Genomic DNA, 23,390 nt, shown 5'->3' with positions numbered 1-23,390 from the left:
TCATGACCGCTGCTGTTGACACGGCCGCCGCGCCCGCGCAGGACATACCGCCGGCACCCCACAGAACCCCCCGACGGCTGCGCCACTTCCTCCACCGACACCGTGTGCCGCTGCTCGCCACCGTGACGATGCTCCCGCTGTATCTCCTCTGGGCGTTCTTCCGGGCCAACGGCGGCGGTGACCTCGCGGCCCAGGACACCTGGGCGCGCTTCGCCGCCGAGCACGGCGACTCGGCCTACGGGCTGTTCTGGTTCGGCGGGCTGCATACAGCGAACTACAGTCTGCTGTCGCCGTATCTGATGGGCTTCTTCGGTGTGCGGACGATAGCCGTCGCGTCCGGGCTGGCCGCCGGCTGGCTGGCCGCTGTCCTGCTCGTGCGTTCGGGGGTCCGTCGGCCACTGGCACCCGCGCTGGCAGCCGCGTTCGGGCTGTGGGTGAATGTCGCCGCGGGGCGGGTGACCTTCGCGCTCGGCGTCGCCTTCGCGCTCGCCGCGTGTGTGCTGCTGGTGGGCGAACGGCGTCTGGTACTGGCGTCCGGATACGCCGTGCTGGCGACGATGGGGAGCCCGGTGGCCGGGCTGTTCCTGGTCGTCGCGGGGGCGGCCTACGCTCTCGTCCGCGACTGGCGGAGGGCCGCCGTGCTCACGCTGCCGCCGTTCCTGGTCGTCGGGGCGACCACCCTGCTGTTCCCGTTCGACGGCGAGCAGCCGATGGCGACGGGCCGGATCTGGTGGCCGGCGTTCCTCGGTCTCGCGGTGGCGGTGTGCGCACCGCGTGGCTGGCGGGTGGTGCGGCTCGGCGGCGTCGTGTACGCGGCGGGCGTCGTCCTCACCTACTTCACGCCCTCCCCCATCGGCTCGAACGTGGAGCGGCTGGCGCTGCTGTTCGCTCCCGCCGTCCTGCTGGCCGGCCTGCTCGGCACGGAGCGTTCCGCCCGGGTCCGGCGCGGTGGCCTCGCGCTGGCGCTGGCCGGTTCCCTGTTCTGGCTGGGGTCGGGCACACCCCTCTCCTTCCTGAAGGGCTCGGACGCCGTCCCGGCGTGGGCCGCGGACACCCACGGGCTCGTCCGCGAACTCGACCGGCTCGACGCGGGCCGCGCGCGCGTCGAGGTCGTCCCGGCCCATGACCACCGTGACGCCGCCGTGCTCTCCCCGTACGTCAACATGGCCCGGGGCTGGAACACACAGCTGGACATGGAACGGGCCCGGCTCTTCTACGACGGCACACTCACCGCCACGACCTACCGAAGCTGGCTGGACCGGTGGGCCGTCGGCTACGTGGCCGTCTCCGACGCCGAGCCCGACCGGTACGGGGCCGCGGAGGCACGCCTGGTGCGCGCCGGCCTCGACTGGCTGAAACCGGTGTGGAGCGACGCGCACTGGCGGCTCTACGAGGTCGGGGACGCGGTACCGCTCGTACCGGCGCCCGCGGAGGCCGTCAGCGCGTCGGACGCCTACCTCGTCGTCCACATGCCGAAGCCGGGCTCGGTCATGGTGCGGGTCGCCTACTCACCCTGGCTGCATGCCGACAACGGCGGCCATCTGCGGCAGCAGGGCGAGTTCACCCGCCTCACGGTCAGCTCGCCCGGCTTCTACCAACTCTCCTCGGAATACGCCGCGCCGTAGCGCATCGGCGATGCCTTCAGCGGGCCGACTGCCGGGTGATGAGCCCTGCTTGGGAGCCGCCGACGTCCCTCCCGACGCTCGCCCGCTCGCTCGCTCGCCGAATGACCACCCGTACTAATGCCCATGTTCAGAGAGATGCCCAGTCCCGTAGAAGTCCGGATTGTCCGCTGGCGGCGGGGACATGAAGGCTTCGGAGTGAGCACTTCGATGAAAGGGACTTCTTGTGACGACCGAGACTCAGGGCGGGCTTCCTCGCAGATCGATCCTGGCCGCGATGATGGTGGCCGGGGTCGTGACGGGCACGGGCGGGCTGGTGTTGGCCGGCGCGCCGAGCGCCGTCGCCGCGCAGGGCGCGGATGTCAGCTGGCAGATCACCAGCGAGCCCGCCGATGCCCGGGCGGGATACGCCGCGCTTCTCAACGGCATCCGCCGGGCGGTCTCCGACCATCGGGTCAGGCCGGACGGAGGGCGCCCCGTCGATGTCACCGCGAGCGCCGGGGCGAACCAGTTCATCACCGTGGACCTCCAGGCCGAGGACCGTCCCGAGTTCCTGCGGCTCTTCATGCGCCGCTCCGACGCCTACATCCTGGGGTTCCGTCCGGGCACCGTGAACGGCGCCGGCACCGTACAGCTGGCCGACGCCTTCTTCACGCTCGAAGCGGGCGTGGCATTGCCGGGCGCCACCGCCGACAACACCCAGACGCGTTTCAACAACCACGCCAGCTACAGCAATCTGCCCAGCCGCAACGGCATGCAGATCTCGCCGACGAGTCTCGACAACGCCGTACTGACACTGCACAACGGCAGCACGGTCAGAGAGGCGGACGCCGAGTCGGCGCTGCTCCAGCTGATCGTGGCGCTCGCCGAGGGGTCGCGGTTCCGCAATCAGGCGGCCGAGACCGCGACGGCCTTCGGCGAGGGCCGGCCGTTCACCGTCACCACCCGGCACATGGACCAGCACAACAATTGGGCCAGGGCCAGTACCGTCCTCCTGGGCGCGATCGCGCTGGGGGAAGCCGTCCTGGCGCCCGAGATCGTCATCGGCGAGGTGGCCTACGCGACGGTACGCGCCCTCACGGCCCTGCTCATGCTGGCCCACCACTCGGGCAAGAACACCCGGGGACGGGGACTTGCGGAGGGCACCACGTCGTTCGTCGCGGCCAACGGAACGGGCGACTACTGGACCGTGCAGGCCGCGATCGACGCCGCTCCGGCGGGCGGGACCGCGCACACCGTCTTCCTGGACCAGGGCGACTACCACGAGACGATCACCGTCCCCACCAACAGGCAGTGGCTGACGGTCATGGGCGTCACGGGTGTCGCCGAGGATGTCGTCATCCACAACACCCGCGCGCACGGCATGCTCAAGCCCGACGGCACCCAGTGGGGCACCGAGGGCAGCGCGGTCGCCACGTTCAAGGCGCCCGATCTGACCGTGAAGGACCTGACGATCTCCAACACGTTCGATCCGGCGGCACACCCCGAGATCAGTCCCTTCGAGACCCAGGCCGTCGCCGTGGCCGCCAAGGCCGACCGGCAGGTGTACCGCAACGTCCGGATCCTCGGCCGTCAGGACACCCTGCTCGTGAAGGGCGAGACACCCACGACCCAGGCCCGGCAGTACTTCGTCGAGTGCTTCATCCGGGGCAACGTCGACTTCGTCTTCGGCAACGCCACCGCGGTGATCGACAAGTCCACCCTGCACATGCTCGCCTGGCCCGGCGGCACGGTCCTGGCGCCGAACACCGACTACCGCAAGAAGTACGGCATCCTCATCACCCACAGCACCATCGCCGCGGACGGCCTGGTCAGGGAGATGTACCTCGGCCGTCCGTGGCACAACGCCCCGGAGGCCCACCCCCAGGCGGTGGTCCGGGACACCTTCGTACCGGGCCAGATCAACGACCCGCAGCCCTGGACGAACATGACCCCCGACTATCCCTGGTCGTGGGCCCGGTTCAAGGAGTACAACAACACCGGTCTCGGAGCCGGCCACGGAGCGAACGCGCCGAAGCTGACGGACGCCGAGGCCGGCGACTACACGGCCCAGAAGTATCTGGCCGGTACCGACAACTGGAACCCCACGGACACGGGCAGCAGCGGCGTGGGCCCCACCGGCTGACCGCCCCGGCCGACCGTCCCGCACGGTCGCACGCCGGCGCCCGCGGAGCAGGGCTACGGGATGTGCGCCCCGTCCGTCGCCCACCAGGTCGCCAACTGGGTGCGGCGGGCGAGGCCGAGCTTGGCCCGGATGTTCTCGACGTGGCCCTCCACCGTGCGGGAGGAGACCACGAGTTCGCCGGCGATCTGCCGGTTGGTCATACCGGCGGCCACCAACGCGGCCACCTCGCGTTCCCGGGAGGTGAGCCGCTTCGGGGCCGACGACCCGGCCGGCTCCCGGTCCGTCGACAGCGCGTACGCGACGGCGCGCCCCGGGCTGCCGCACAGACGGCGGTTCTCCTCGAACAGCTTCGTGTACGAGGTCCGGCCGAGGGCGGCGAGGGTGTTCTCCGCACAGCGGGTGTGGTCGTCGGCCATCCGCGGTCCGAAGGCGGAGAGCGAACTGCCCGCGTCCTGCCACAGGGCCGCGGCGGCACCGAGCAGCCCGGCGGCACGCTCGTGGCCGCCGCGGTCCGCGGTGGCCCACGCGAGGAGTTCCAGCATCCTCGCCACCATCGCGTGGTCGTTGAAGTCCCGCATGCACTCCAGCGCGGACCTGGCGAGTGCCTCGGCCGTGCCGGCTTCGCCGCGCGACCAGGCGGCGTGTCCCAGAGCCAGGAGCACCTGCGCACGCCCCCACCGCTCGCCGCTCTCCTCAGCGGCGGAGACCAGCTGTCCTCCCGTCTCCGCCGCGCGGGGATCCCCGGCGTACGCCTGAACGCAGGCCAGCGCGAGCAGCCAGGAAGCGGCCTCGCGCTCGTCGCCCAGGACCGTCGTGGCGTGCAGCGCCTCCTCATAGCGGGAGATGCTCTCCCCCAACTGCCCGCGGTAGTTCGCCGATACGCCTCGGAAGCCGCCCACCTGAGCTCTCACCCAAGGGTCGTCCAGCCGTTCGCCCAGTTCTTCGGCATCGTTGAGGAAGCGGTCGGCCGCCGCGAGGTCGCCCTGGGTCTGCGCCAGCCAGGCGGCGCTGAACAGCGCTCGGGCGCGCTCGGGGGTGGGTTCGGGAGCGGCGGCCAGCGCCCGGTCGAGCTGTGCCCGCCCTTCGTTGAGGAAGCCGCCGACGAACCAGTGCCAGCTCAGCGCGGCGGCGAGCGCGCACCTGGCGCGCGGATCGGTACCAGGGGTCAGGGCCACGAGCAGATTCGGGTGCTCGGCGCGCAGTCGGGCCAGGTTCTCCGCCTGGTCGGCGCCGTACCAGTGCCGGTCGACGCGCCGGGCGAGGGCGAGGAAGAAGGCCTGGTGCCGGCGCAGCAGTTCGCGCTCCTCGCCGGACTCCGTGAGCCGTTCCCGTCCGTACTGCCGGATGCTCGCCAGCAGGCGATAGCGCGGCAGCCCGTCGACCTCGCAGGTCAGAACGACGGACTGGGCGACCAGCCGGTCGAGGAGGTCCAGCACCTCAGGCCGGGCGATGTCGCTGTGGGGTGAGGGGTCGGCGCAGACGTCCTCGGCCGCTTCCAGGTCGAAGCCGCCCGCGAAGACCGTGAGCCGGTTCCAGAGCAACCGCTCGGCGGGGGCGCACAGTTCGTAGCTCCACATGATGGTTCCGTGGAGCGTGTTCTGGTGCGGCGGTCTGATACGGCCGCTGCCCGAGAGCAGTGCGAAACGGTCCTCCAGCCGATCGGTCACCTGTTTCACCGTGAGGGTGCGCAGTCGGGACGCGGCGAGTTCGATGGCCAACGGCAGCCCGTCCAGGTCGGCACAGAGCCGGGTCACCTCAGCCTGGTTCTCGGAGGTCACCCGGAAGCCGGGGCGTACAGCGCCGGCCCGTTCCTCCAACAGTCTGGCGGCGCTCCCGGGAGTGAGGGACGGGACGGTGAACACGTGCTCGCCCGTGAGACCCAGGGTGTGGCGGCTCGTCGCGAGGATGCGCAACTCAGGAGCGGCCCGAAGGAGTGCCTGGGCGAGCCGGGCGCAGGCGTCGGCGAGGTGTTCGCAGTTGTCGAGCACGATCAGTGTCCGCCGCTCGGCCAGATACCGCGCGAGCCACTCCATGACGGGCCGCATGCCCTGTTCGGGCATCCGCAGCGCGGTCGCGACGACCTCTTCCAGCGCCGCCGGTTCCCGCAGCGGCGCCAGGTCCACGAACCACACGCCGTCGGCGAAGCGCGGCTCCATGCGGGCGGCCGCCTCCAGCGCCAGGCGGGTCTTGCCGATCCCACCCGCCCCAGTGAGTGTCACCAGCCGAGAGGCCTCCACCAGATCGCTCACCTTGTCGACCTGCTGCCGTCCACCGACGTAGCTGGTGAACGCGGCGGGCAGATTCCCCGGCCGCCTGGTCCCGGTCATCACAGTGATGCCCACGTACTCGTCCCCTTGTCATGCCCCAAAAGCCGACTGGTCTCCCCCCAATCAGACGGGCAAGGATGGGAATATCAAACAAATATCTCCAAAAACGATACACCCATGCGTTCCGGGACCTCACGACCGAACTCGGATCTCCGGCACGCCATTTGGATCTCGCCGGTGATCTCCGCGTCCTGCTCGGCGACCGCCCCACCGACCGGCTCGGACAGCGGCAGTCGACGCCCTGGCCGACGAGGTTCCCAGGCGTGCGTTCCGCCTCTTGACATGGGGCGGCACGGCTGGATTACTAGGCCGTGCCGCACGCTAACCGAATGTTCGGTCGGGAGACAAGGTGGCGGAAATCGTGACACAGGGCACGCGGCCGAGTCCCGCCGAGGTGATGTTCGCCGCGGACGAGGCGTCCCGAGGGCTGGGTATCGAGCTGCTCGGACACGGCCCGGGTACCGCCGAGCTCCGTATGACCGTGACCCGGGCGATGGTGAACGGACACGGGATCGCCCACGGCGGCTTCGTGTTCCTGCTCGCCGACACCGCCTTCGCGTGCGCCTGCAACAGCCACGGCCCCGTGACCGTCGCGGCGGGCGCCGACATCGCCTTCGTCGCCCCGGCACAGGAGGGCGACGTACTCGTGGCGACCGCCGAGGAGCGCACCCGGTTCGGCCGCAGCGGCATCTACGACGTGAGCGTCCGGCGCGGCGACGAGGTGATCGCGGAGTTCCGCGGCCGCAGCCGCACCCTCAGCACGCCGGAGCCGACCAGGGACACGACGGCGCGCGGCGCGCCGGGCACCATCACAAAGGAGTCGCGATGAGCAGCGAGACGACGAGCATGGCGGCCCCCGCACCCCGCAGAGGGGAACCGCTCCCCCACGACCTGCGGGACGACGTCGAGCGCCTGACGCGGGACCAGCTCGGAGAGCTCCAGCTCGACCGTCTGCGATCGACGCTGCGACACGCGTACGACAACGTCGAGCTGTACCGGAAGAAGTTCGACGCGGCCGGGGTGAAACCCGACGACTGCCGCTCGCTGGCGGATCTGGCCCGGTTCCCCTTCACCACCAAGGCCGACCTGCGCGACACCTACCCCTTCGGCATGTTCGCCGTACCGATGGCGGACGTGCGGCGCGTCCACGCCTCCAGCGGCACCACCGGACGTCCCACGGTCGTCGGCTACACCGACAACGACCTCTCCATGTGGGCCGATGTGATGGCCCGTTCGATCCGCGCCGCCGGCGGCCGTCCCGGCCACAAGGTGCACATCTCCTACGGCTACGGACTCTTCACCGGCGGCCTCGGCGCCCACTACGGGGCCGAGCGGGCCGGTTGCACCGTGATCCCGGCCTCCGGCGGCATGACCGCGCGCCAGGTGCAGATCATCCAGGACTTCGAGCCGGAGATCATCATGGTCACCCCGTCCTACATGCTCACCCTGCTCGACGAGTTCGAGAGGCAGGGCGTCAACCCACGCAGCACCTCTCTCAAGGTGGGGATCTTCGGGGCCGAGCCGTGGACGGAGGAGATGCGCCGCGAGATCGAGGAGCGCATGGACATCCACGCCGTCGACATCTACGGCCTGTCCGAGGTGATCGGCCCGGGCGTCGCCCAGGAATGCGTGGAGACCAAGGACGGCCTGCACGTATGGGAGGACCACTTCTACCCCGAGGTGGTCGACCCCATTACCGACACCGTGCTCGCGGAGGGCGAGGAGGGTGAGGTCGTCTTCACCTCGCTCACCAAGGAGGCCCTGCCGATCATCCGCTACCGCACCCGCGACCTGAGCCGGCTGCTGCCCGGCACCGCCCGGCCCGCCTTCCGCCGGATCCAGAAGATCACCGGCCGCTGCGACGACATGATCATCCTTCGCGGGGTGAACGTCTTCCCCAGCCAGATCGAGGAGATCGTGCTCCGCACGCCGGGCGTCGCCCCGCACTTCCAGATCCAGCTCACCGAGCGCGGCCGCATGGACCACCTGGTCGTGCGAGTCGAGGCCCGACCCGACTCCGCTCCCGACCGGCGCGAGGCGGCCGCCCGCGCGATCGTCCAGGGCGTCAAGGACGGCGTCGGCGTCACCGTCGAGGTCGAGATCGTGGACCCAGAAACCCTGGAGCGCTCGCTCGGCAAGCTGCGTCGCGTCAAGGACCTGCGGAAGGCGTGACGATCGTCCTTGCGGGAACGACCGGGTGCGCCTGCGCCTGCGCTAGCGCCTGGGCCTGAGCATATCGAGCGTCTACCACCGGGGCCAGGTCTCCGGCAAAGGCTAACTGCTCGAACGTGCCGTCGACCGGGCGCTGGACGACCTGCTCTCCATGCTCGACGGGGCCAAAACCCTGGGCGCCACGGCGACCGTACGCATGGAGTACGTCGTGCGGCATGGTGGAGCGGCGCCGCGAGTTCAACCACCGCGTGGGCGGTGTCCGGTCCCCGCGCTCGCGGACGCGGTGCGGGCGTGGGGTGAACGGCTCGGTGATGTCGCCCCGCGAAGGCGGAGGGCTTCAGGCGGCGTGCCCGATGCCCCGAGGGTTCGGGACCTTCTGATCGGACTCGCCCCCACCAGGCCCCTGCCCCGCCCCCGCCCGGCAGTACCTCAGCCGCAGATCTCCCCCAACGCCGGCCCGACGGCGAGCAGTTCACGGTCGGCTCCGGCCTTCGGTCCCTGGGCGCCGCCGCCGTCGGCGCTGGCGGAGTCGGCGTACGAGGGTCTGCACCTGTTCGCCCGTGCCGCGCGCGGGGCGGGGGCGCCGCACGGCCGCGACGTCGCCCGCGCGCTTCGAGGGCTCGCGCTGACCGGACCGCGCGCCCGGGTCTCGGTGGGAGCCGACGGCCGGCTGCGGCAGGGCATGTACCTGGCCGAGGCCACCGCCACGGGGTTCGCGATCCGCGCTCAGGTGGCGTCCGGCACCGCCTGAGAGAGCGGTGCGGGGGGCAGAGAGCGGTGACCGCACCGCTCCCTGCCAGGTGGAGCCACCCTCACCGTGACCCGAGCCGCTCGGCCTCACTGGTGGCGGCACGGCCGGCGTGGAGCACCATCGCCGATCCGCCGCCCCGACGCTTCGGCTCGGCCACCGCCTGGATCCTGCCGTCGGGCAGGAACTCCAGTGCCGCCACCGCCCCGATCTCCGGAGAGGGAGTGAAGGTGCTCGGAGCCAGAACGAATCGGTGCCCGAGGCTTTCCAGGGTCGCGCGTTCGGGCGAGTCGAGGAACGCCGGTTCCGCCTCGGTCGTCGCCCGGTTCCGCTGGGAGATGCGTGGCGCGGCGACGGCCTCCGGCAGGGACAAACCGAGGTCCAGGCGGTTGACGAGGGTCTGGAGCACTGTGGTGATGATCGTGGCGCCGCCCGGGGAGCCCACGGCGAGCATGGGCTTGCCGTCGTGCAGCACGATCGTCGGGGACATGCTGCTGCGCGGACGCTTACCAGGTCCGGGCAGGTTCGGGTCCGGCACTCCCTCGGTCAGTGGCGTGAAGTTGAAGTCGGTCAGTTCGTTGTTGAGCAGGAATCCGCGCCCGGGCACCGTGATGGCCGAGCCACCGGTCTGCTCGATCGTGAGCGTGTACGAGACGACGTTGCCCCAACGGTCCGCCGTCACGAGGTGGGTGGTGGAAGGACCCTCGTACGGTTCCTCGCTTCCCCGGCCCGGAGTGCAGCCTGTGCCGGCACCGCTCGGGTCCGCCGGCGCCAAGGGGCTGGTCAGTGCGGTGTCAGGGCTGATCAGACAGGCGCGTTCCTTCGCGAACTCCTTGGAGAGCAGGCCTTGGGTGGGCACGTCCGAGAACGCGGGGTCGCCCACCCAGCGGTTGCGGTCGGCGAAGGCGATCCGGCCGGCCTCCAGATAGTGGTGCAGCGCCTGGGTTCTGTCCTCCTTCGACAGGTCGAAGTTCTCCAGAATGTTCAGCGCCTCACCGACGGTCGTCCCGCCGGAGGAGGACGGCGCCATGGAGAAGACGTCCAGCCCTCGGTAGGTGGTACGGGTCGGGTCACGGCGCACGGTCGAGTAGCCGGCGAGGTCACCGCGTTCCATCAACCCTGCGCGCACCACACGGTCGGCGCCCGCTGCCACGGGAGGCTTCTGAACGGTACGCACCACATCACGGCCGATGCTCCCGCGGTAGAGGGCGCCGACGCCCTCGCGGGCGAGTTCCCGGTAGGTCCGGGCGAGGTCCGGATTGCGGAACCGGGAGCCGACCACCGGGAGTTCACCGTTCGGCAGGAACAACTCGGCGGTGGAGGTGAAGTCGCGGAAGCGGTCCTCGTTCATCGCGGTCTGGGCGCGGAACTCGTCGTTGACCACGAAGCCGTCCGCCGCGAGCCGCGTGGCCGGCTTCAGCGCCGACGACAACGGGACCGTGCCCCAGTCCTTGAGGGCCTTCGCCCACGTGGCGGGGGTGCCGGGGACACCGACGGACAGACCCGAGTTCACCGCCTCCGCGAACGGGATGGGCTTACCCGTCCCGGCGTCGACGAAGGAGTCGGAACGCATCCTCGCCGGGGCCGTCTCACGGCCGTCGATCGTGGTCACCTCGCGGGTCGCGGCATCGTAGTGAACGAAGTACCCCCCACCTCCGATGCCCGCCGAGTAGGGCTCGACCACCCCCAGCGCGGCCGCCGTCGCCACCGCCGCGTCGACCGCGTTGCCTCCGCGCCGCAACATGTCCAACCCGGCCTGGGACGCATAGGGGTTGACGCTGGAAACGGCGCCTCCACCGCCTACCGCGACCGGCTGCTTGGCCGGCGGACGCAGGCCTGCCGCCTGATCATCCGACACGGTGGCGGGCGCTCCGACCGCTTGCAGGGGAGCCAGACACGGGAGCAGGAGCGCCACCGCGGACACGGTGACGACTGCGGCACGAGGGACAGCCAAGGGATCCTCCGGTGACCTGCGTTCAGGACAGTGATCGAAACCCTGACAGCGTTCGAGCAGGTCAGCAACGGAAGGCCCGGGGATTTGCGGGAGATCTGAGGTTACCGAAGGGTCACTTCCAACTCAGGGAACCCTCAAATCTTTATGCTGATTCGACAAGAATACGCAATCATATGTTTGTTCAACCATTCCATCGGTATTCATGGACACGAGTCATCCGCCTTCGTAATCTCGCAGTACGGACGGAAAACCCTTCCGATCGCCGATCGACTGCACGGAGGTAGAAGAGTGACTCAGATCACGCTTACCGAACCGTTGATGCTGGGAAGCCTGGAAGCCCCGAGGATCACCCCTCTCGGCGCCCTCGACGACGAACAGGGAATCAACGGGATGGGCCTGGAGAGCCAGTCCCCCAAGCCGCTGATGGCGATCATCTACAACGGCATCTGATCCCTTGATCTGCTGATCTCCTGATTTCCTGATCTCCCGGATGTCGCGAGAAGGGCTGGCACCGCTATTCCCTCCGGTGCCAGCTTCCGCCGGTTTCTGTTTTTCTGTGTGCGTCTTCGAAAGTGAGAGCCGGAAAATGCCGAGGCGAATATGGGTGGCGGAGGGTGTCGCGAGCGACGGCGACGTGTACGGGCGCGCCCTGCAATTGCCGGACGGACGCGGCGGCGGAGGCTCCGGCCCCGCCGACACGGGAGTGCAGCGCAGAACAGGGACGATCCTGAAGAACCATCTCGGTGACATCCCGTCCTGCCCCTGTCTGGCCGCGCTGGTACCGGACGAGCGCCTGCGTGTCACGGAGGCCGCCGATGCGTGAGACGGTGCTGCGCGAGGGCACGGAGGCGAACTTACGGTCGGTGTTCGGCGGTGACGACGGCTGCTTCCTCACGGACGATCCGGGGCTCGCCGCATGGCTGGCGGAGCACGGGCTGCGGGCGGCCACCTTCGACGGAGTGCTGTCAGGGCGGGAGGCCCCACCCGCCCGCGCCGTCGCCGTCCCCCTGGACTACGGGCGTCTTCCGCCCCGGCTCGAACTGCGGGACATCCTCTCCGCCAGCAGCGTGCTGTGGATTTCCCTGGCGTCCTTCTGCGGAGACCTGGAGACCGCCCGATACGCCATCGAGAAATTCTCGGAGATCGATCTGAGGAACGCGGTGGCGACCAACCGGCGGATCATCACGCAGCTTCTGCTGAGCCGTACGGAAATCGGCATTTCCGGCCCGGGAACCGATCTGACCCTGCGCCTCCCGGAAGTTCTCCAACTCTCCAGCCGTACCCGCGCGGAACTCCTTCCCGACGAACACTCCACCATCGGAAACTATTTCGAGGTGGCGATGTCACCGACGGATCTGGCGGGCCGTATCGACACCGATCTCTCGGTCTCCGGAACACTGCGCATAGATTCCGTACTGGTCGCCAGGCACCGCGAACTCCAAGGAGCTCGGGCGGACCGTTTCGAAGCCGCCAGGGACATCGCGGAGGAAATGCGCAAGGCATGTCCGCTGTACGTCACGATCGAGGACAACCGCTTCGTCGACGGCTTCGGCCCCTGGGCCGACGGCATCGACGCCACCAGTGGCCCCGAGTACCGGGCCGCGGTGACGGAGATCGCCATCGGTACGGGACTCCTCGACCCGGCTCGGGTTGACTGGAGCCTCAACTGCCTCCTCAACGAAGGCGCGGCCGGCGTCCATCTCGGCGTCGGCAACGGCCTCAACGGCATGCACTTCGACTTCATCTCGACGGAGGCCCGCCTTGTCACCCGCTGACACCCGACTGCGTCTGGTGGACTCCCTTCACCTCCAGGTCGAAACCGACGGCACCGCGCGCGTCGTGGACGACCGGACCTTCGCGGCCGCGCAGGTCAACCACTCCGCGCGCATCCTCCTGGAGGCCCTGCGCGAACCCCGCACCCACCGGGACCTCCAGTCCGTCCTCGCACAGGCCGCCGGCTGCCCACTCGCGGAGACGGTGACGCCGGTGGCCCGGCTGGTGGAGGAACTCACGGCGTACGGATGGGTCGAGAACGCGGACACGGACGGGGAGTTCATGCGATGACCACCAAGTCCTTCGTCTCCCTGACGACAGCACCGGCCCTCGCCCCGCAAGCGACGGCCGGCCAACGCGCGGCGTGCGCGGTGGCGTTGGTCAACATGCCCTTCGTCTCCATCTACCAGCCGTCGCTCCAACTCGGTCTGCTCAAGTCCCTGGCCACCGACGCGGGCTTCCGGGCCGAGGACTTCTACTTCAACCTCGACTTCTCCCGGTTGATGGGGAGCCGCGCCTACGAGCAGATGGCGCACCACCGAGGACGGCTGTTCGGTGACTGGCTCTTCTCCGTCGCGGCGTTCGGCGACGAGGCACCGGATCCGCGGGGCCGGATGCTGGATCACTTCGCGGAGGAGACCGACGCACTGCTCGCTGATCTGAAGCTGACCCGCGAACAGCTGCTCGGCATCAGGAACGACGGTGTTCCCGCCTTCGTCGATTCCCTGCTGGAGAAGACCGACTGGAGCCGCTTCCGTATCGTCGGCTTCACATCGACCTTCCAGCAGAACGCGGCTTCCTTCGCCCTAGCGAGACGCATCAAACAGCGCTTCCCCGCGACGCTGATCATATTCGGCGGCGCCAACTTCGAGGGCGACATGGGGAAGGAGCTGATGGACCGTCTGCACTTCATCGACTACGCGTTCGACGGTGAATCCGACGAATCCTTTCCGGAGTTCCTCGAAGTGGTCGCGGCGGGCGGCGACCCCGCGTCGGTGGCCGGAGTCCTGACGCGGGGTCGCATCGCCCTGAACTCTCCGGGACCGGTGAACCGCAGCAGACCGCCGTTCGATCACCTGGACCGCCTGCCCGTACCCGACTTCGCGGAGTACTTCGATCGCGCCCTGGACCTGGGGGTGATCTCGGAGGAGTCGCGCCGTCTCGTCTCCCTTCCGTTCGAAAGCTCTCGCGGCTGCTGGTGGGGCCAGAAGCACCACTGCACGTTCTGCGGTCTCAACGGGTCGACCATGGGCTTCCGGTCCAAGTCCTCGTCCCGCGTACGCCAGGAACTCGCGGAAATGGCGAAGTCCTACGGAAGTCTGCGTTTCGAGGCCGTCGACAACATCCTCGACATGAAGTACTTCGGCGACCTCCTTCCCGAACTCCAGGAGGAGGGTTTCGCCTACCAGTTCTTCTACGAGGTCAAATCGAATCTGACACGAGAGAAGATCAAGGCCCTGCGCGACAGCGGCATCGTGCACGTGCAGCCGGGCATCGAGTCCCTGGACAGCCGAATACTCAAGCTGATGCGCAAGGGAATCACCGGACTCCAGAACGTCAACATGCTCCGGTGGGGCATGCACTACGGCATCGACATCGCCTGGAACATCATCTGGGGTTTCCCCGGCGAAGAGGCCGGGTTCTACGAGGACCAGCTCGCAACGATACGCAGACTCCGGCACCTTCAACCGCCGACCAGTACCAGCCGTATCTGGATGGAGAGATACAGTCCGCTCTTCTCGGACCGGGAGTCCTTCGCCGCCAACTACGTCAGTCCGGAGGCGAGTTACGCGTACGTCTACCCCGCTCGGATCGACCTGACCCGGATCGCCTACTTCTTCGACTACGAGATGGCGGACGCGCTGCCGGAGCAGACCTACCAGCCCATCCGTGACGAGGTCCGGGAGTGGCAGCAGTCCTGGAAGGAGCGTACGAAACCCACGCTTGCCTTCTGGTCGTCGCCCGGCCAGATCTACATCGACGACTTCCGTGACCCGGCGAGCGGGAGGTCGTACCGGTTCCAGGACGACTCGGCCGCGCTCTACCGGGCATGCAGCGACCGTCCGATCAACGCCCGGGCGCTGAAGAAGACGCTCTCTCTCGACCATTCCGTCGAACAGATCGAGGAGATCCTCCTCGGGTTCGTGCGGCAGGATCTCATGCTGCACGAGGACGGGGTGTTCCTGAGTCTCGCCCTACCTGCGAAGCCACGGCCGCCGACTCTCGTGACGCCGAAGCAGTGGCCTGCGCTGGGACTGGATGCGTAGCGTAGGTGGCGTCAGGCGGACGGCGTTCCGCTGAGGACCTCCACCCTGCCGGTGTCGAGGGAGTAGTAGGCGCTGACCACGGCCAGGTCGCCCTTCTTCACCATCGGGGCGAGGTCCTTGTTGGACCGCAGCGCGGCGGAGGTCTGCTCGGTGTGGACGCGGATCATGGCGTCGACCGGGTCGGCGTGCTCGCCCTTGACGGTCTCCCGGTACGCGGGCTTCAGCGCGTCGGCGATCGCCTGAAGGTTGCCGGGCAGCGACTTGCCCGCGCGCATCGCCTCGTACGCGGCCTTGATGGCTCCGCACCGCTGGTGTCCCAGGACCACGACGAGCGGGGTGCCCGAGGTCATCGGTCCGTACTCCACGGAGCCCGTGACCTCCGGACCCACCACCTGCCCACCGGTGCGCAGGACGAACAGGTCGCCGAGGCCGGTGTCGAAGAGGAGCTCGGGCGGTACCCGGGAGTCGATGCAGGAGAGGATCACTCCGTACGGATCCTGTTCCGCGGCCACGAACTCGCGCCGCTTCGGGTCCCGGTCGGGGTGCTGGAGCGTGCCGTCCACCCAGCGCCTGTTGCCCTCCGTCAGCCGGGCGAACGCCGCGCGCGGCGAGTCCGGACGGGCCTCCGCGGTCAGGGAGGCGCTCGGTGACGGGCTCGCGGCGGCCGACGCCTTCGCGTCCGCCGACGTCGTGTCGGCCGCCTTCGACGAACAGCCGGTGATCAGGGCCGCGGAGGCCAGCAGACCTCCGGTGAGTATCGCCCTGCGCTGTGGGCTTCCGGCAGTGGGCATGGGTGTTTCTCCTCGGCGTGCGGCGCCGGTTCCGTCCGGCGTCGATGGCGGTGGGTTGTCGAGGGTGCGGCGGGTTGCCGCGGCGGCGCCCTCACGCCGATCCAGCGTCAGGCCTGGTTGCGGAGGGTGGGCACCGTGATCCCGGCCTGCTCCATGCGCCTGGCCAGCTGGGACAGGCTGTCGGGTGTGTCGTCAAGGAGGAGCACAAACCGTGGCGCGGTGCTGTCGTCGCCGGCGGCCCTGCTGAGCATGAAAATGAGCAGGGCCAGGACGCTCTCCGGCTCGTCGACGAGAAGGTCGCCGGCTTCGCGGACGACGACGGTCGTCGGTACGGCGCCGCGGAGGCAGTCGCGGAGGCAGTCGTGGAAAGCGTCCCAGTTGTGGCCGAAGTAGTCCGGGAAGCCGAGTGCGGTGGCCCATGCACCGAACAGGTCCTTGCTGGTGCGGCAGTGGGAGCCGCGCACTTCGCTGCCCTCCGGGATGTCGGCTCCCGTCTCGGTCAGTGGGCGGAGACAGGCCGTCGTGCTGGTCAATTCGAACCTCTCGTTCACGGAATCTCGTGTCCTTTCCGGCCGCCGGGGTGGTGCGACGGCGGAGTCCCCGCCCGCCGCACCACCCCGGCCCCACAAGGGACTGCCTAGAAGTGGCCCAGGAAGGTGAAGGTCTGGTAGTGGTCGGTCGTGAGGTAGACGTTGCCGCTGTTGGGGTTACGAACGAGCCGCAGGGCGTTGCGCTGGCTGTTCGGCTGACCGTAGTAACTGATGTCGTACTCCACGTAGGGAGCCGTCGTGTGACCGGCCGACGAGTAGGCCCGGGAGCCCGAGACGCCTCGGGCGTGCTCGATGTTGCTGATCATGCCGTTCCAGTCGTTGTACACACCGCCGTAGTAGACGAACTGGTCGTGGCTGCCCTCCCGGAACCCGAACCAGTGGCCTCCCTGTCGCTGGCCGGGCCATCCGAAGTGGGAGCTGGTGATGCGGTAGTAGCTGCGGATACCCGACCAGACCACCTGGGTCTGGTCGATGTTGTTGTTGGCCCACCAGTTCGCCGCTTCGACGCCGGCGTCCCAGTCCGCCTCGGCCACCCATGACGGACGCTGGTTGCAGAGCGCGCTGCACGCTCCCGGCACGGTCTGGGCGGAAGCGGTGCCCGAACCGGCGACCACGCCGCCCAGGACCGCGAGCAGCACGCTCGCGACGGTCAGTGCCTGGCGGCGCCCGCGCCGCCTCGGCTTCGCGGGAAGCGCTTCGGGCTCGGTCTCTGTGTCAAGAGGGGAGATCAAGATCTGCTCCTGGGTCATCCGGTGTTCCCGCCGGGGCTGTCTGCCGCGGCGACACGACCTACGTTGGCGACCCGAAAGTTGATGCTCACCCCCCTTTGACCAGGGAATTCAACTCTGTGCGGCGGCAACGGGTTGGTTCCCTGACGTGTTGACGCGCAGGTGCGTTGCCTTGAATCGGCGGGTGTCGCCAACCCCACAGAGGCCGGATGAAGCGTGACATTCGCACGGGACGGCACATAACTTGACGAACTCGAACATTGTTTTGGTCCGCCGTGCGGCGGTGTAGCGGAATGGATGGTCCCATGGGGCGTCCCGAAGTGCCGGTGGATCCGGCGGCCGGACCGATGCAGCGGCTCGCGCACGAGATGCGGGAGCTGCGCCGGGCGGCGGGAAGTCCTTCGTACCGGACCATGGCCGATGCGGCCGGGTTCACCGCGGCAACGTTGTCGAAGGCCGCGGACGGGACACGCCTGCCGTCGCTCGCCGTGGTCCAGGGGTACGCCCGGGCCTGCGGCGACACCCCGGACCGGTGGGAACGGCTCTGGAAGGAGACGGAGGCCGCGGTCGCGGTCGAGCCGCGCGATGACGCGGACGCCGTCCCTCCGTACCGGGGACTCGCCCGGTACGAGCCGGGCGACCAGGGCTTGTTCTTCGGCCGGGACCGCCTGGTGTCGGAGTTGGCCGAGCTGGTGTGCGGGAACCGGTTCGCGGTGGTGTTCGGGGCGTCGGGCAGCGGGAAGTCGTCGCTGCTGCGGGCCGGCCTGGTCCCCCGGCTGCGGGAGGAGATCGCGGGGCGGAGGTGCCCGGCGGTACTGCGGGTGTTCACGCCCGGGCCGCGGCCCGCCGAGACGTACGGGCATCTCCTCGCGCCCGGTGCGGGCGAGCCGGAGAGCTGGGTGGTGGTCGACCAGTTCGAGGAGGTCTTCACGCTCTGCCGGGACCGGGCCGAACGGAACCGGTTCATCGACCTGCTGCTCGCCGCCCGGGACCCGGGCAGCCGGGTCCGGGTGCTGATCGCCGTACGGGCCGACTTCTACGCCCGCTGCGGCGAGCACCACGAACTGGGCAGGACCCTGTGCGGTGCCGCGCTGTTGGTGGGGCCGATGACGGCGGGCGAGCTGCGCGAGGTGGTGGTGAAGCCGGCGCAGGCGACAGGGCTCACCGTGGAACGGGAGCTGACCGCGCGCCTGGTCGAGGAGGTCCTCGACGAGCCGGGGGCGCTGCCCATGCTGTCGCACGCCCTGCTGGAGACATGGCTGCGGCGCCGCGGCCGCATGCTCACCGTGGCCTCCTACGAGGCCGCGGGCGGGTTGCGGGGCGCGATCGCGGCGACGGCGGAGGCCGCCTACGAGCAGCTGTCCGACGGGCAGGCGCTGGCCGCACGCCGGTTGCTGCTGCGGATGGTCGAACCGGGGCAGGGCACCCCCGACACCCGCCGTCCACTCACGCGCGGCGACCTGACGGAGTGGACCGACCCGGATGTACGGGCGGCGGTGGACGGGCTCACCCGGGCCCGCTTGCTGACCGTGGACGACGACGGCGTCCACCTCGCCCACGAGGCGCTGATCACCTGCTGGCCCCGGCTGCACGACTGGATCGAGGCCGACCGGGAACGGCTGCGCCACCACCGGCAGCTCACGGAGGCCGCCCGCGTGTGGCTGGAGCACGACTGCGACCCCGGAGCCCTGTACCGAGGCGCGCGCCTGGCCCGCGCCGCGGAACTGTTTCCCGGCCACGCCGATGATCCTTCGCTGACCAGCGCGGAACGCGACTTCCTCGGCGCCGCGTTCACGGCCCGGGACGCGGAGCGCCGGGCCGTCACCCGGGGCCGGCGCAAGGCCCGGACCCTGGTCTCCACGCTGTCGGCGGTGCTGGCGGTGGCGCTGGTCGCCGGGTTCGTCGCCTGGCGACAGCACGACGACAACGAGCGCCGGGCCACCGATGACGCCGCCCGCCGGGTCTCCGAGGTCGCCGACGCCCTGCGCACCACCGACCCGCGCACCGCGATGCTGCTCGGCCTCGCCGCCTGGGACATCTCGCCGCTGCCCGAGTCCCGCCGGGCCCTGCTCGCCTCCCTCGCCCAGCCCGAGACGGACACCTTCACCGACCCGGCTCCCGGCGGCACACCGGCCCGCTTCCTCATCGACTCCGGCCGTACCCTGCTCAGCGTCGACGGCCGTACCTGGCGGACCTGGAACGTGGCCACCCACCGCCGTACGGACTCGGGGCGGCTACCGTCCGGGCAGGTGACCTCCGTGTCTCCGGACGGCAGGATGCTCGCGGTCTATCTGCCGACTGTCGGGGACGGCGCGATACGGCTGTGGAACACCGCGACCGGGCGGTGGGCGGGCGCGTCCAAGCCGACGGCGGTCGCGGCCGTGGACTTCGTCGCCGGTGGGCGTGACTACCTGGAGAGCGGCATGGGCGACGACCACGGGGTGCGGCTGCGCTCGGTGGCGGACGGCCGCCTGCTGTTCGAGACGCAGGCCCCCACACCGGCCAACGTGACGCCGAGTACGGACGGGCGGCGGGTGGCCGTGTGTCCGGCCGGAAGCGCCCCTCAGTTGTGGGACATCGCCGGGCACCGGATGCTGCACGGCGCCTGGGAGAAGGCGGGCGCGATCTGTGGTGACCGCTCGCTCCTGGTCTTCGGCGCGAGTGGCCGGTTCGCCGCCCTCACCGACGACCAGGTCCGTGTCTGGGACACCGCGTCGGGAAGCCGGGTCGCCGACCTCGACGTCCCGGGCGCCGCCTGGGCCGCTTTCAGCCCGGACGGCACCTTCCTCGCCGCCGTGCAGGACGGCGAGGTCAAGGTGTGGCGGCTCGCGGCCCCCGCCACCCCGGTCTTCCGGCACCCGCTGAACAACCAGCACGTCGACAAAACACTCACCTGGGACCCCACCCGGCCACGCCTGCGCTACCTCGAAGGTGACACCGTCCACACCCTCGACCTCACCACACCGGTCACCGCCCGCTGGTCCACCCGCCCCCTGGAGCGGGTGCTGCTCAGCCCCGACGGCCGCACGCTCGCCACCGCCGAACGCACCGGCGGCACCTACCGCGTCCAGCTTCGCGACACCCGCGACGGACACCTGATCCGCTCCCTGCCGTCCCCGCCCCCGCCGGTCTCCCGCGTCACCGCGGAGCCGGTGGACCCCTCCGGCACACAGCCACTGATGGCGTTCGGTCCGGAAGGCGACACGCTGGCGTACGGCGTCTTCGCCGCCAGCCGCACCCCTGCCGAACAGCGCGTCACCGTATGGGACCTGGAGCGTGGACGCGTACGCACCACGCTCGGTCTGCCGACCGCCGAACCGGGCCAGGCGGTCGTCTCACTGACGCTGGGCGCGGGAGGCCGCACCCTGTACGTCGCGCGCAACACAGCGATCGACAAGCGCGTCTACGAAGTGTGGGACACCGTCGGCCACCGCCGGACCTCGGTGTTCCCGGCGAACGGCGCCAACGTGGCCGTCCGCCCCGACGGGCGCCTCCTCGCCGGGGACGACCGTGTCGTCCGACTGCCCTCCGGCACACCGACCCGCAGGGATCTCGCGCCCGGTGCGGAGACCGGCGCGCTCACCTTCGCTCCCGACGGCTCCCGGCTCGCCGTCGGTGACCGCACCGGCCGGATCAGCTTGTGGGACACGGACGTTCGACACCGGGACGGCGTCCTGCGCAACGTCTTCCCCGCACCCTCCGACGACACCGACACGACCGAAGCGGTCACCGCGCTCGCCTTCAGCCCCGACGGACACACCCTCGCGGTCGCCGGCGACCACGGCACGCTCCAGCTCTGGGACGTCCCCACCCAGCAACCCCTCGGCGGCCCGCTCGCCACCCCCGGCGACCCCATCGTCTCCCTCGCGTTCAGCGGCGACAGCAAGACCCTCTACTCGTCCGGCACCCGTGTTCCCCTCCAGCACTACACCGTCGACCCCGCCCAAGCCGTTGCCAGGATCTGCGACCGCACCCAGAACTCCGGCCTGTCGAAGGCCCAGTGGCGCGCGTACATCCCCGACGCACCCCCCGAAGTCCTGTGCGGCCACGACGTCGCATCCAAGCCGTAGCCCGGGTGATCGCCGGCCCACGGCGGTACGTCGGTACATCGGTACATCGGTACATCGGTAAAGTCGTTCACGAGCATCCTCTGTGCCTGTCATGGCGAAGGCCTTCGCGGGGCCGGTGGGCGGGGCCCCGGTGAGGCGGACGCACGATTGGCCGGGACGACGCCGACGACGACGATCAACGCGGTGCCGACTGTCACGGGCACGGGCAGCACGGGCACAGCCACCGTCGCCGCGATCCGGCTGTGGCTCCGCTCGTAGCCGTGGCTTACCGCATGACCGGACGGTTGGCGGAGGTGTACTCGTCCGCGACGGCGAAGACGCTGGCACAGCGCGGGCATTCCGCTTTACCGAACAGGTTTGCAATTCCGCTGGCGAGCACCTCCTGCCCGTCGCGGACAGTGATCTCATGCATCCATCTGCCGGCTCCGGTGAGTTCCTCGGCGGCCGCCGGACGCAGGTCCCGCCGGATCTCCTCACCCCCGTCCCATACCTGCGAGTAGCAGCCGAAGCCGCCGATGGCGATCGTCACGCCGACGCCACAATGAGGGCAGTCCACGCCGATGATGTCGTCCGTGAAGCCCTCCAGAGCGTTCGCCCAGTGGTACTCCTCTTCCACCGCGAGCAGGGCACGGAAGGACACCAGGTAGTCAGCCGGCCGCGACCGCAGATGCCCGTCCAGCACCTCACGGAACTCCCTGATCGCGTCGGCGCAGTCCGCCAGCAGACCATCGCAGCCGTGCCGCCCTGCCGCGCGCTCAAGGATCTTCCCGGCCAGGCCACGCGCCTCCGCGCTGCGTGGCGCGAGGCGCACCAGGCGCGGCAAGGCAGCGAAACTGGCGGGAGACAGCAGGTCGTGCTCAAGGACGAGCCGCCACCCCAGCTCCTTCCACGCTTCATGCTCGTCCTGGCGCTCCACCCGCTCCAAGAGTTCAGGAACGCGATCGACGTCGAACCTGCAGTCGCGCATTTGTGCCCAGTCCACCACCTGGGCATTGAACCCTCCCCAGGCGGCCGGGAGCGACTCCACCCCCGCGTTCGCAGGTCTGTCGTGGTGGCAGCCCCGACGGACCCATCGGACAGCCCCTAGTCCAGCGCGCGCGGACGTCTTCGCCTTCGTCGAGCCCTTCTACGGCCGACAGCGCCTACGCCGCCATCCGGTCTGGGGCGTCCAAGAGCACGGGAAGCCTTCACGCCGACCCCACCCCACCAGCCTGGACGGCTACTTGCGGGAATGGGCGCGCAGCTTGGGCATCCAGCGCGGCAGCCAATGCATGACGGCCACCGTCGCGGCCAAGCTGGCGAGTGTCACGAGGAAGGCCCCCGGATAGAGGTGGTTCACCCAGCATGGCTGCCACTCGTGGCGGCAGGGGGCCGAGGAGCCCTTTCCGGGGATCGCGCGGGATACGGCCAACGCACTCACCAGTGCCACGGCCGCGTACCCGAGGCCGGCCACGATCCACCGGGACGAGTACGTGCTCCCGTCCGAAGAGGCCCGGCGGGCTGCGCGGTGGCCTGTGCCCGCCCACAGGTGGATGAGGTCGGTGTCGCCTGCGGCGGTGGCGGCCCTTCGTAGTGGGGCGGTGAGGTGGTGGAGGGCGGGGTAGCCGAGCGGGGCGACGGAGTCGTAGGTGTCGGTGAAGCGGTTGCGCAGGGCGCGGGCGGGGCGGCCGGTGAAGGCTCGGGTCAGCGCGGTTTCCGTGAACGCGGGGTCGGTCAGGGCGGCTTTGTGAGGTACGGACGCGCCGCTCTCGTGCGTGCGCAGCAGGAGCGTGCCGACCATGACGGCGTGGGCGCCGGCACGCAGGGCTGCGGCGGTGTCGGCCGGGGTGGCGATGCCCCCGGCGGCGATCGCGGGCAGCGGGACGGTGTGGCGTATGTCGTCGACCAGGTCGGGCAGTGCGACGGCGGTGAGAGGGCGGTCAGGGGTGAGGGTCGCTGAGTGGCCGCCCGCCGCCGGGGCCTGGACGATCAGCAGGTCCACGTCGGTGTCCGCGGCGGCAAGGGCTTCGGCGGGGGTGGTCACCGTCTGGGCGACAAGGCTGCCCGCGCCCCGCAGCGCCCGAACGACGTCCGCGGAGGGAAGCCCGAAGGCGAAGGAGACGAGCGGGACCGGTTCTTGCAGGAGCAGGCCGACCTTGTCCGCCCAGGCGTCGTCGTCCTCGGTCATCGTGTCGGCAGGCAGGGCGAGGTGGTACCGGTCGGCCTCCGCCTGGAGGGCATCGGCGTAGCAGCGGTACGAGATCGGGGTGAGGGGGACGGGGT

The 23,390-nt window shown here is 70.0% G+C and carries 18 protein-coding genes; 11 read left to right on the top strand and 7 right to left on the bottom strand.

Going from position 1 to position 23,390, the window contains the following annotated elements:
- Positions 1 to 2: 2 nt before the first annotated feature.
- Positions 3 to 1,625, top strand: coding sequence for a glycosyltransferase family 87 protein (locus tag HLK59_RS26150; RefSeq protein WP_171143957.1), 1,623 nt, complete (start codon positions 3 to 5; stop codon positions 1,623 to 1,625).
- A gap of 223 nt (positions 1,626 to 1,848) precedes the next feature.
- On the top strand, positions 1,849 to 3,747 hold the full coding sequence (locus tag HLK59_RS26145; RefSeq protein WP_171143956.1) for a pectinesterase family protein: 1,899 nt from the start codon (positions 1,849 to 1,851) through the stop codon (positions 3,745 to 3,747).
- A gap of 53 nt (positions 3,748 to 3,800) precedes the next feature.
- Here the strand turns inward: HLK59_RS26145 and HLK59_RS26140 are convergent, their stop codons facing one another.
- On the bottom strand, positions 3,801 to 6,089 hold the full coding sequence (locus HLK59_RS26140; RefSeq protein WP_346779814.1) for a LuxR C-terminal-related transcriptional regulator: 2,289 nt from the start codon (positions 6,087 to 6,089) through the stop codon (positions 3,801 to 3,803).
- Positions 6,090 to 6,435: 346 nt separating this feature from the next.
- Between HLK59_RS26140 and paaI the strand changes: the two genes are divergently transcribed.
- From paaI to HLK59_RS26125, 3 genes are all read left to right on the top strand, one after another.
- Complete coding sequence (gene paaI / locus HLK59_RS26135; RefSeq protein WP_171143955.1) at positions 6,436 to 6,903, top strand: hydroxyphenylacetyl-CoA thioesterase PaaI; 468 nt, start codon at positions 6,436 to 6,438, stop codon at positions 6,901 to 6,903.
- Positions 6,900 to 8,246, top strand: a complete 1,347-nt coding sequence (gene paaK, locus HLK59_RS26130) for a phenylacetate--CoA ligase PaaK (RefSeq protein WP_171143954.1) — start codon at positions 6,900 to 6,902, stop codon at positions 8,244 to 8,246. The genes paaI and paaK overlap by 4 nt, the downstream gene beginning before the upstream one ends.
- Before the next feature lie 346 nt (positions 8,247 to 8,592).
- Positions 8,593 to 8,997, top strand: a complete 405-nt coding sequence (locus HLK59_RS26125; RefSeq protein ID WP_171143953.1) for an ABC transporter substrate-binding protein — start codon at positions 8,593 to 8,595, stop codon at positions 8,995 to 8,997.
- Between the two features lie 61 nt (positions 8,998 to 9,058).
- On the opposite strand, the gene ggt is transcribed toward HLK59_RS26125, so the two are convergent.
- A complete protein-coding gene (gene ggt, locus HLK59_RS26120) occupies positions 9,059 to 10,852 on the bottom strand; it encodes a gamma-glutamyltransferase (protein WP_346779813.1) in 1,794 nt (597 codons plus the stop codon).
- Between the two features lie 384 nt (positions 10,853 to 11,236).
- Here ggt and HLK59_RS26115 point away from each other — a divergent pair, with 384 nt between their 5' ends.
- The 5 genes from HLK59_RS26115 to HLK59_RS26095 all read left to right on the top strand — a co-directional run bounded on the left by HLK59_RS26115 (position 11,237) and on the right by HLK59_RS26095 (position 14,988).
- Complete coding sequence (locus HLK59_RS26115) at positions 11,237 to 11,398, top strand: hypothetical protein (protein WP_171143943.1); 162 nt, start codon at positions 11,237 to 11,239, stop codon at positions 11,396 to 11,398.
- Between the two features lie 136 nt (positions 11,399 to 11,534).
- Positions 11,535 to 11,771 carry a hypothetical protein gene (locus tag HLK59_RS26110; RefSeq protein ID WP_171143951.1) on the top strand — a complete coding sequence of 79 codons (237 nt, stop codon included), beginning with the start codon at positions 11,535 to 11,537 and terminating at the stop codon, positions 11,769 to 11,771.
- A complete protein-coding gene (locus tag HLK59_RS26105; protein ID WP_206327601.1) occupies positions 11,764 to 12,723 on the top strand; it encodes a hypothetical protein in 960 nt (319 codons plus the stop codon). Before HLK59_RS26110 ends, HLK59_RS26105 begins: the two co-directional genes overlap by 8 nt.
- Positions 12,710 to 13,012, top strand: coding sequence for a hypothetical protein (locus HLK59_RS26100; protein WP_206327600.1), 303 nt, complete (start codon positions 12,710 to 12,712; stop codon positions 13,010 to 13,012). Before HLK59_RS26105 ends, HLK59_RS26100 begins: the two co-directional genes overlap by 14 nt.
- Positions 13,009 to 14,988: a RiPP maturation radical SAM C-methyltransferase gene (locus HLK59_RS26095; protein ID WP_171143950.1), complete on the top strand. Its 1,980-nt coding sequence runs from the start codon at positions 13,009 to 13,011 to the stop codon at positions 14,986 to 14,988. Before HLK59_RS26100 ends, HLK59_RS26095 begins: the two co-directional genes overlap by 4 nt.
- A gap of 11 nt (positions 14,989 to 14,999) precedes the next feature.
- On the opposite strand, the gene HLK59_RS26090 is transcribed toward HLK59_RS26095, so the two are convergent.
- From HLK59_RS26090 to HLK59_RS26080, 3 genes are all read right to left on the bottom strand, one after another.
- Entirely contained in the window at positions 15,000 to 15,779 is a 780-nt protein-coding gene (locus HLK59_RS26090) for a carbonic anhydrase (RefSeq protein WP_171143949.1), read from the bottom strand.
- A 107-nt stretch (positions 15,780 to 15,886) separates the two neighbouring features.
- Positions 15,887 to 16,330: a barstar family protein gene (locus HLK59_RS26085; protein WP_171143948.1), complete on the bottom strand. Its 444-nt coding sequence runs from the start codon at positions 16,328 to 16,330 to the stop codon at positions 15,887 to 15,889.
- 86 nt (positions 16,331 to 16,416) lie between these two features.
- A complete protein-coding gene (locus HLK59_RS26080; RefSeq protein ID WP_171143947.1) occupies positions 16,417 to 17,061 on the bottom strand; it encodes a ribonuclease domain-containing protein in 645 nt (214 codons plus the stop codon).
- Positions 17,062 to 17,363: 302 nt separating this feature from the next.
- Between HLK59_RS26080 and HLK59_RS26075 the strand changes: the two genes are divergently transcribed.
- A complete protein-coding gene (locus HLK59_RS26075; protein WP_171143946.1) occupies positions 17,364 to 21,128 on the top strand; it encodes a hypothetical protein in 3,765 nt (1,254 codons plus the stop codon).
- A 265-nt stretch (positions 21,129 to 21,393) separates the two neighbouring features.
- Here HLK59_RS26075 and HLK59_RS26070 read toward each other — a convergent pair whose 3' ends face one another.
- Together HLK59_RS26070 and HLK59_RS26065 are read right to left on the bottom strand one after the other, a co-directional pair.
- On the bottom strand, positions 21,394 to 22,113 hold the full coding sequence (locus HLK59_RS26070) for a hypothetical protein (protein WP_171143945.1): 720 nt from the start codon (positions 22,111 to 22,113) through the stop codon (positions 21,394 to 21,396).
- Between the two features lie 234 nt (positions 22,114 to 22,347).
- The coding region (locus HLK59_RS26065; RefSeq protein ID WP_171143944.1) for a nitronate monooxygenase at positions 22,348 to 23,390 on the bottom strand (1,043 nt) is incomplete at its 5' end.

This window comes from Streptomyces sp. S3(2020), from assembly GCF_013044505.1.
GTDB lineage: Bacteria > Actinomycetota > Actinomycetes > Streptomycetales > Streptomycetaceae > Streptomyces.
The sequence above is the reverse complement of the archived record's forward strand: the minus strand, read 5'-3'. Positions and strand labels throughout refer to the sequence as shown.

Coding starts and splice junctions, on each gene's coding strand:
- HLK59_RS26150 (WP_171143957.1), top strand. CDS start 3: ATGACCGCTGCTGTTGACACGGCCGCCGCGCCCGCGCAGGACATACCG.
- paaK (WP_171143954.1), top strand. CDS start 6,900: ATGAGCAGCGAGACGACGAGCATGGCGGCCCCCGCACCCCGCAGAGGG.
- HLK59_RS26110 (WP_171143951.1), top strand. CDS start 11,535: ATGCCGAGGCGAATATGGGTGGCGGAGGGTGTCGCGAGCGACGGCGAC.
- HLK59_RS26105 (WP_206327601.1), top strand. CDS start 11,764: ATGCGTGAGACGGTGCTGCGCGAGGGCACGGAGGCGAACTTACGGTCG.
- HLK59_RS26095 (WP_171143950.1), top strand. CDS start 13,009: ATGACCACCAAGTCCTTCGTCTCCCTGACGACAGCACCGGCCCTCGCC.
- HLK59_RS26090 (WP_171143949.1), bottom strand. CDS start 15,779: ATGCCCACTGCCGGAAGCCCACAGCGCAGGGCGATACTCACCGGAGGT.
- HLK59_RS26075 (WP_171143946.1), top strand. CDS start 17,364: ATGGGGCGTCCCGAAGTGCCGGTGGATCCGGCGGCCGGACCGATGCAG.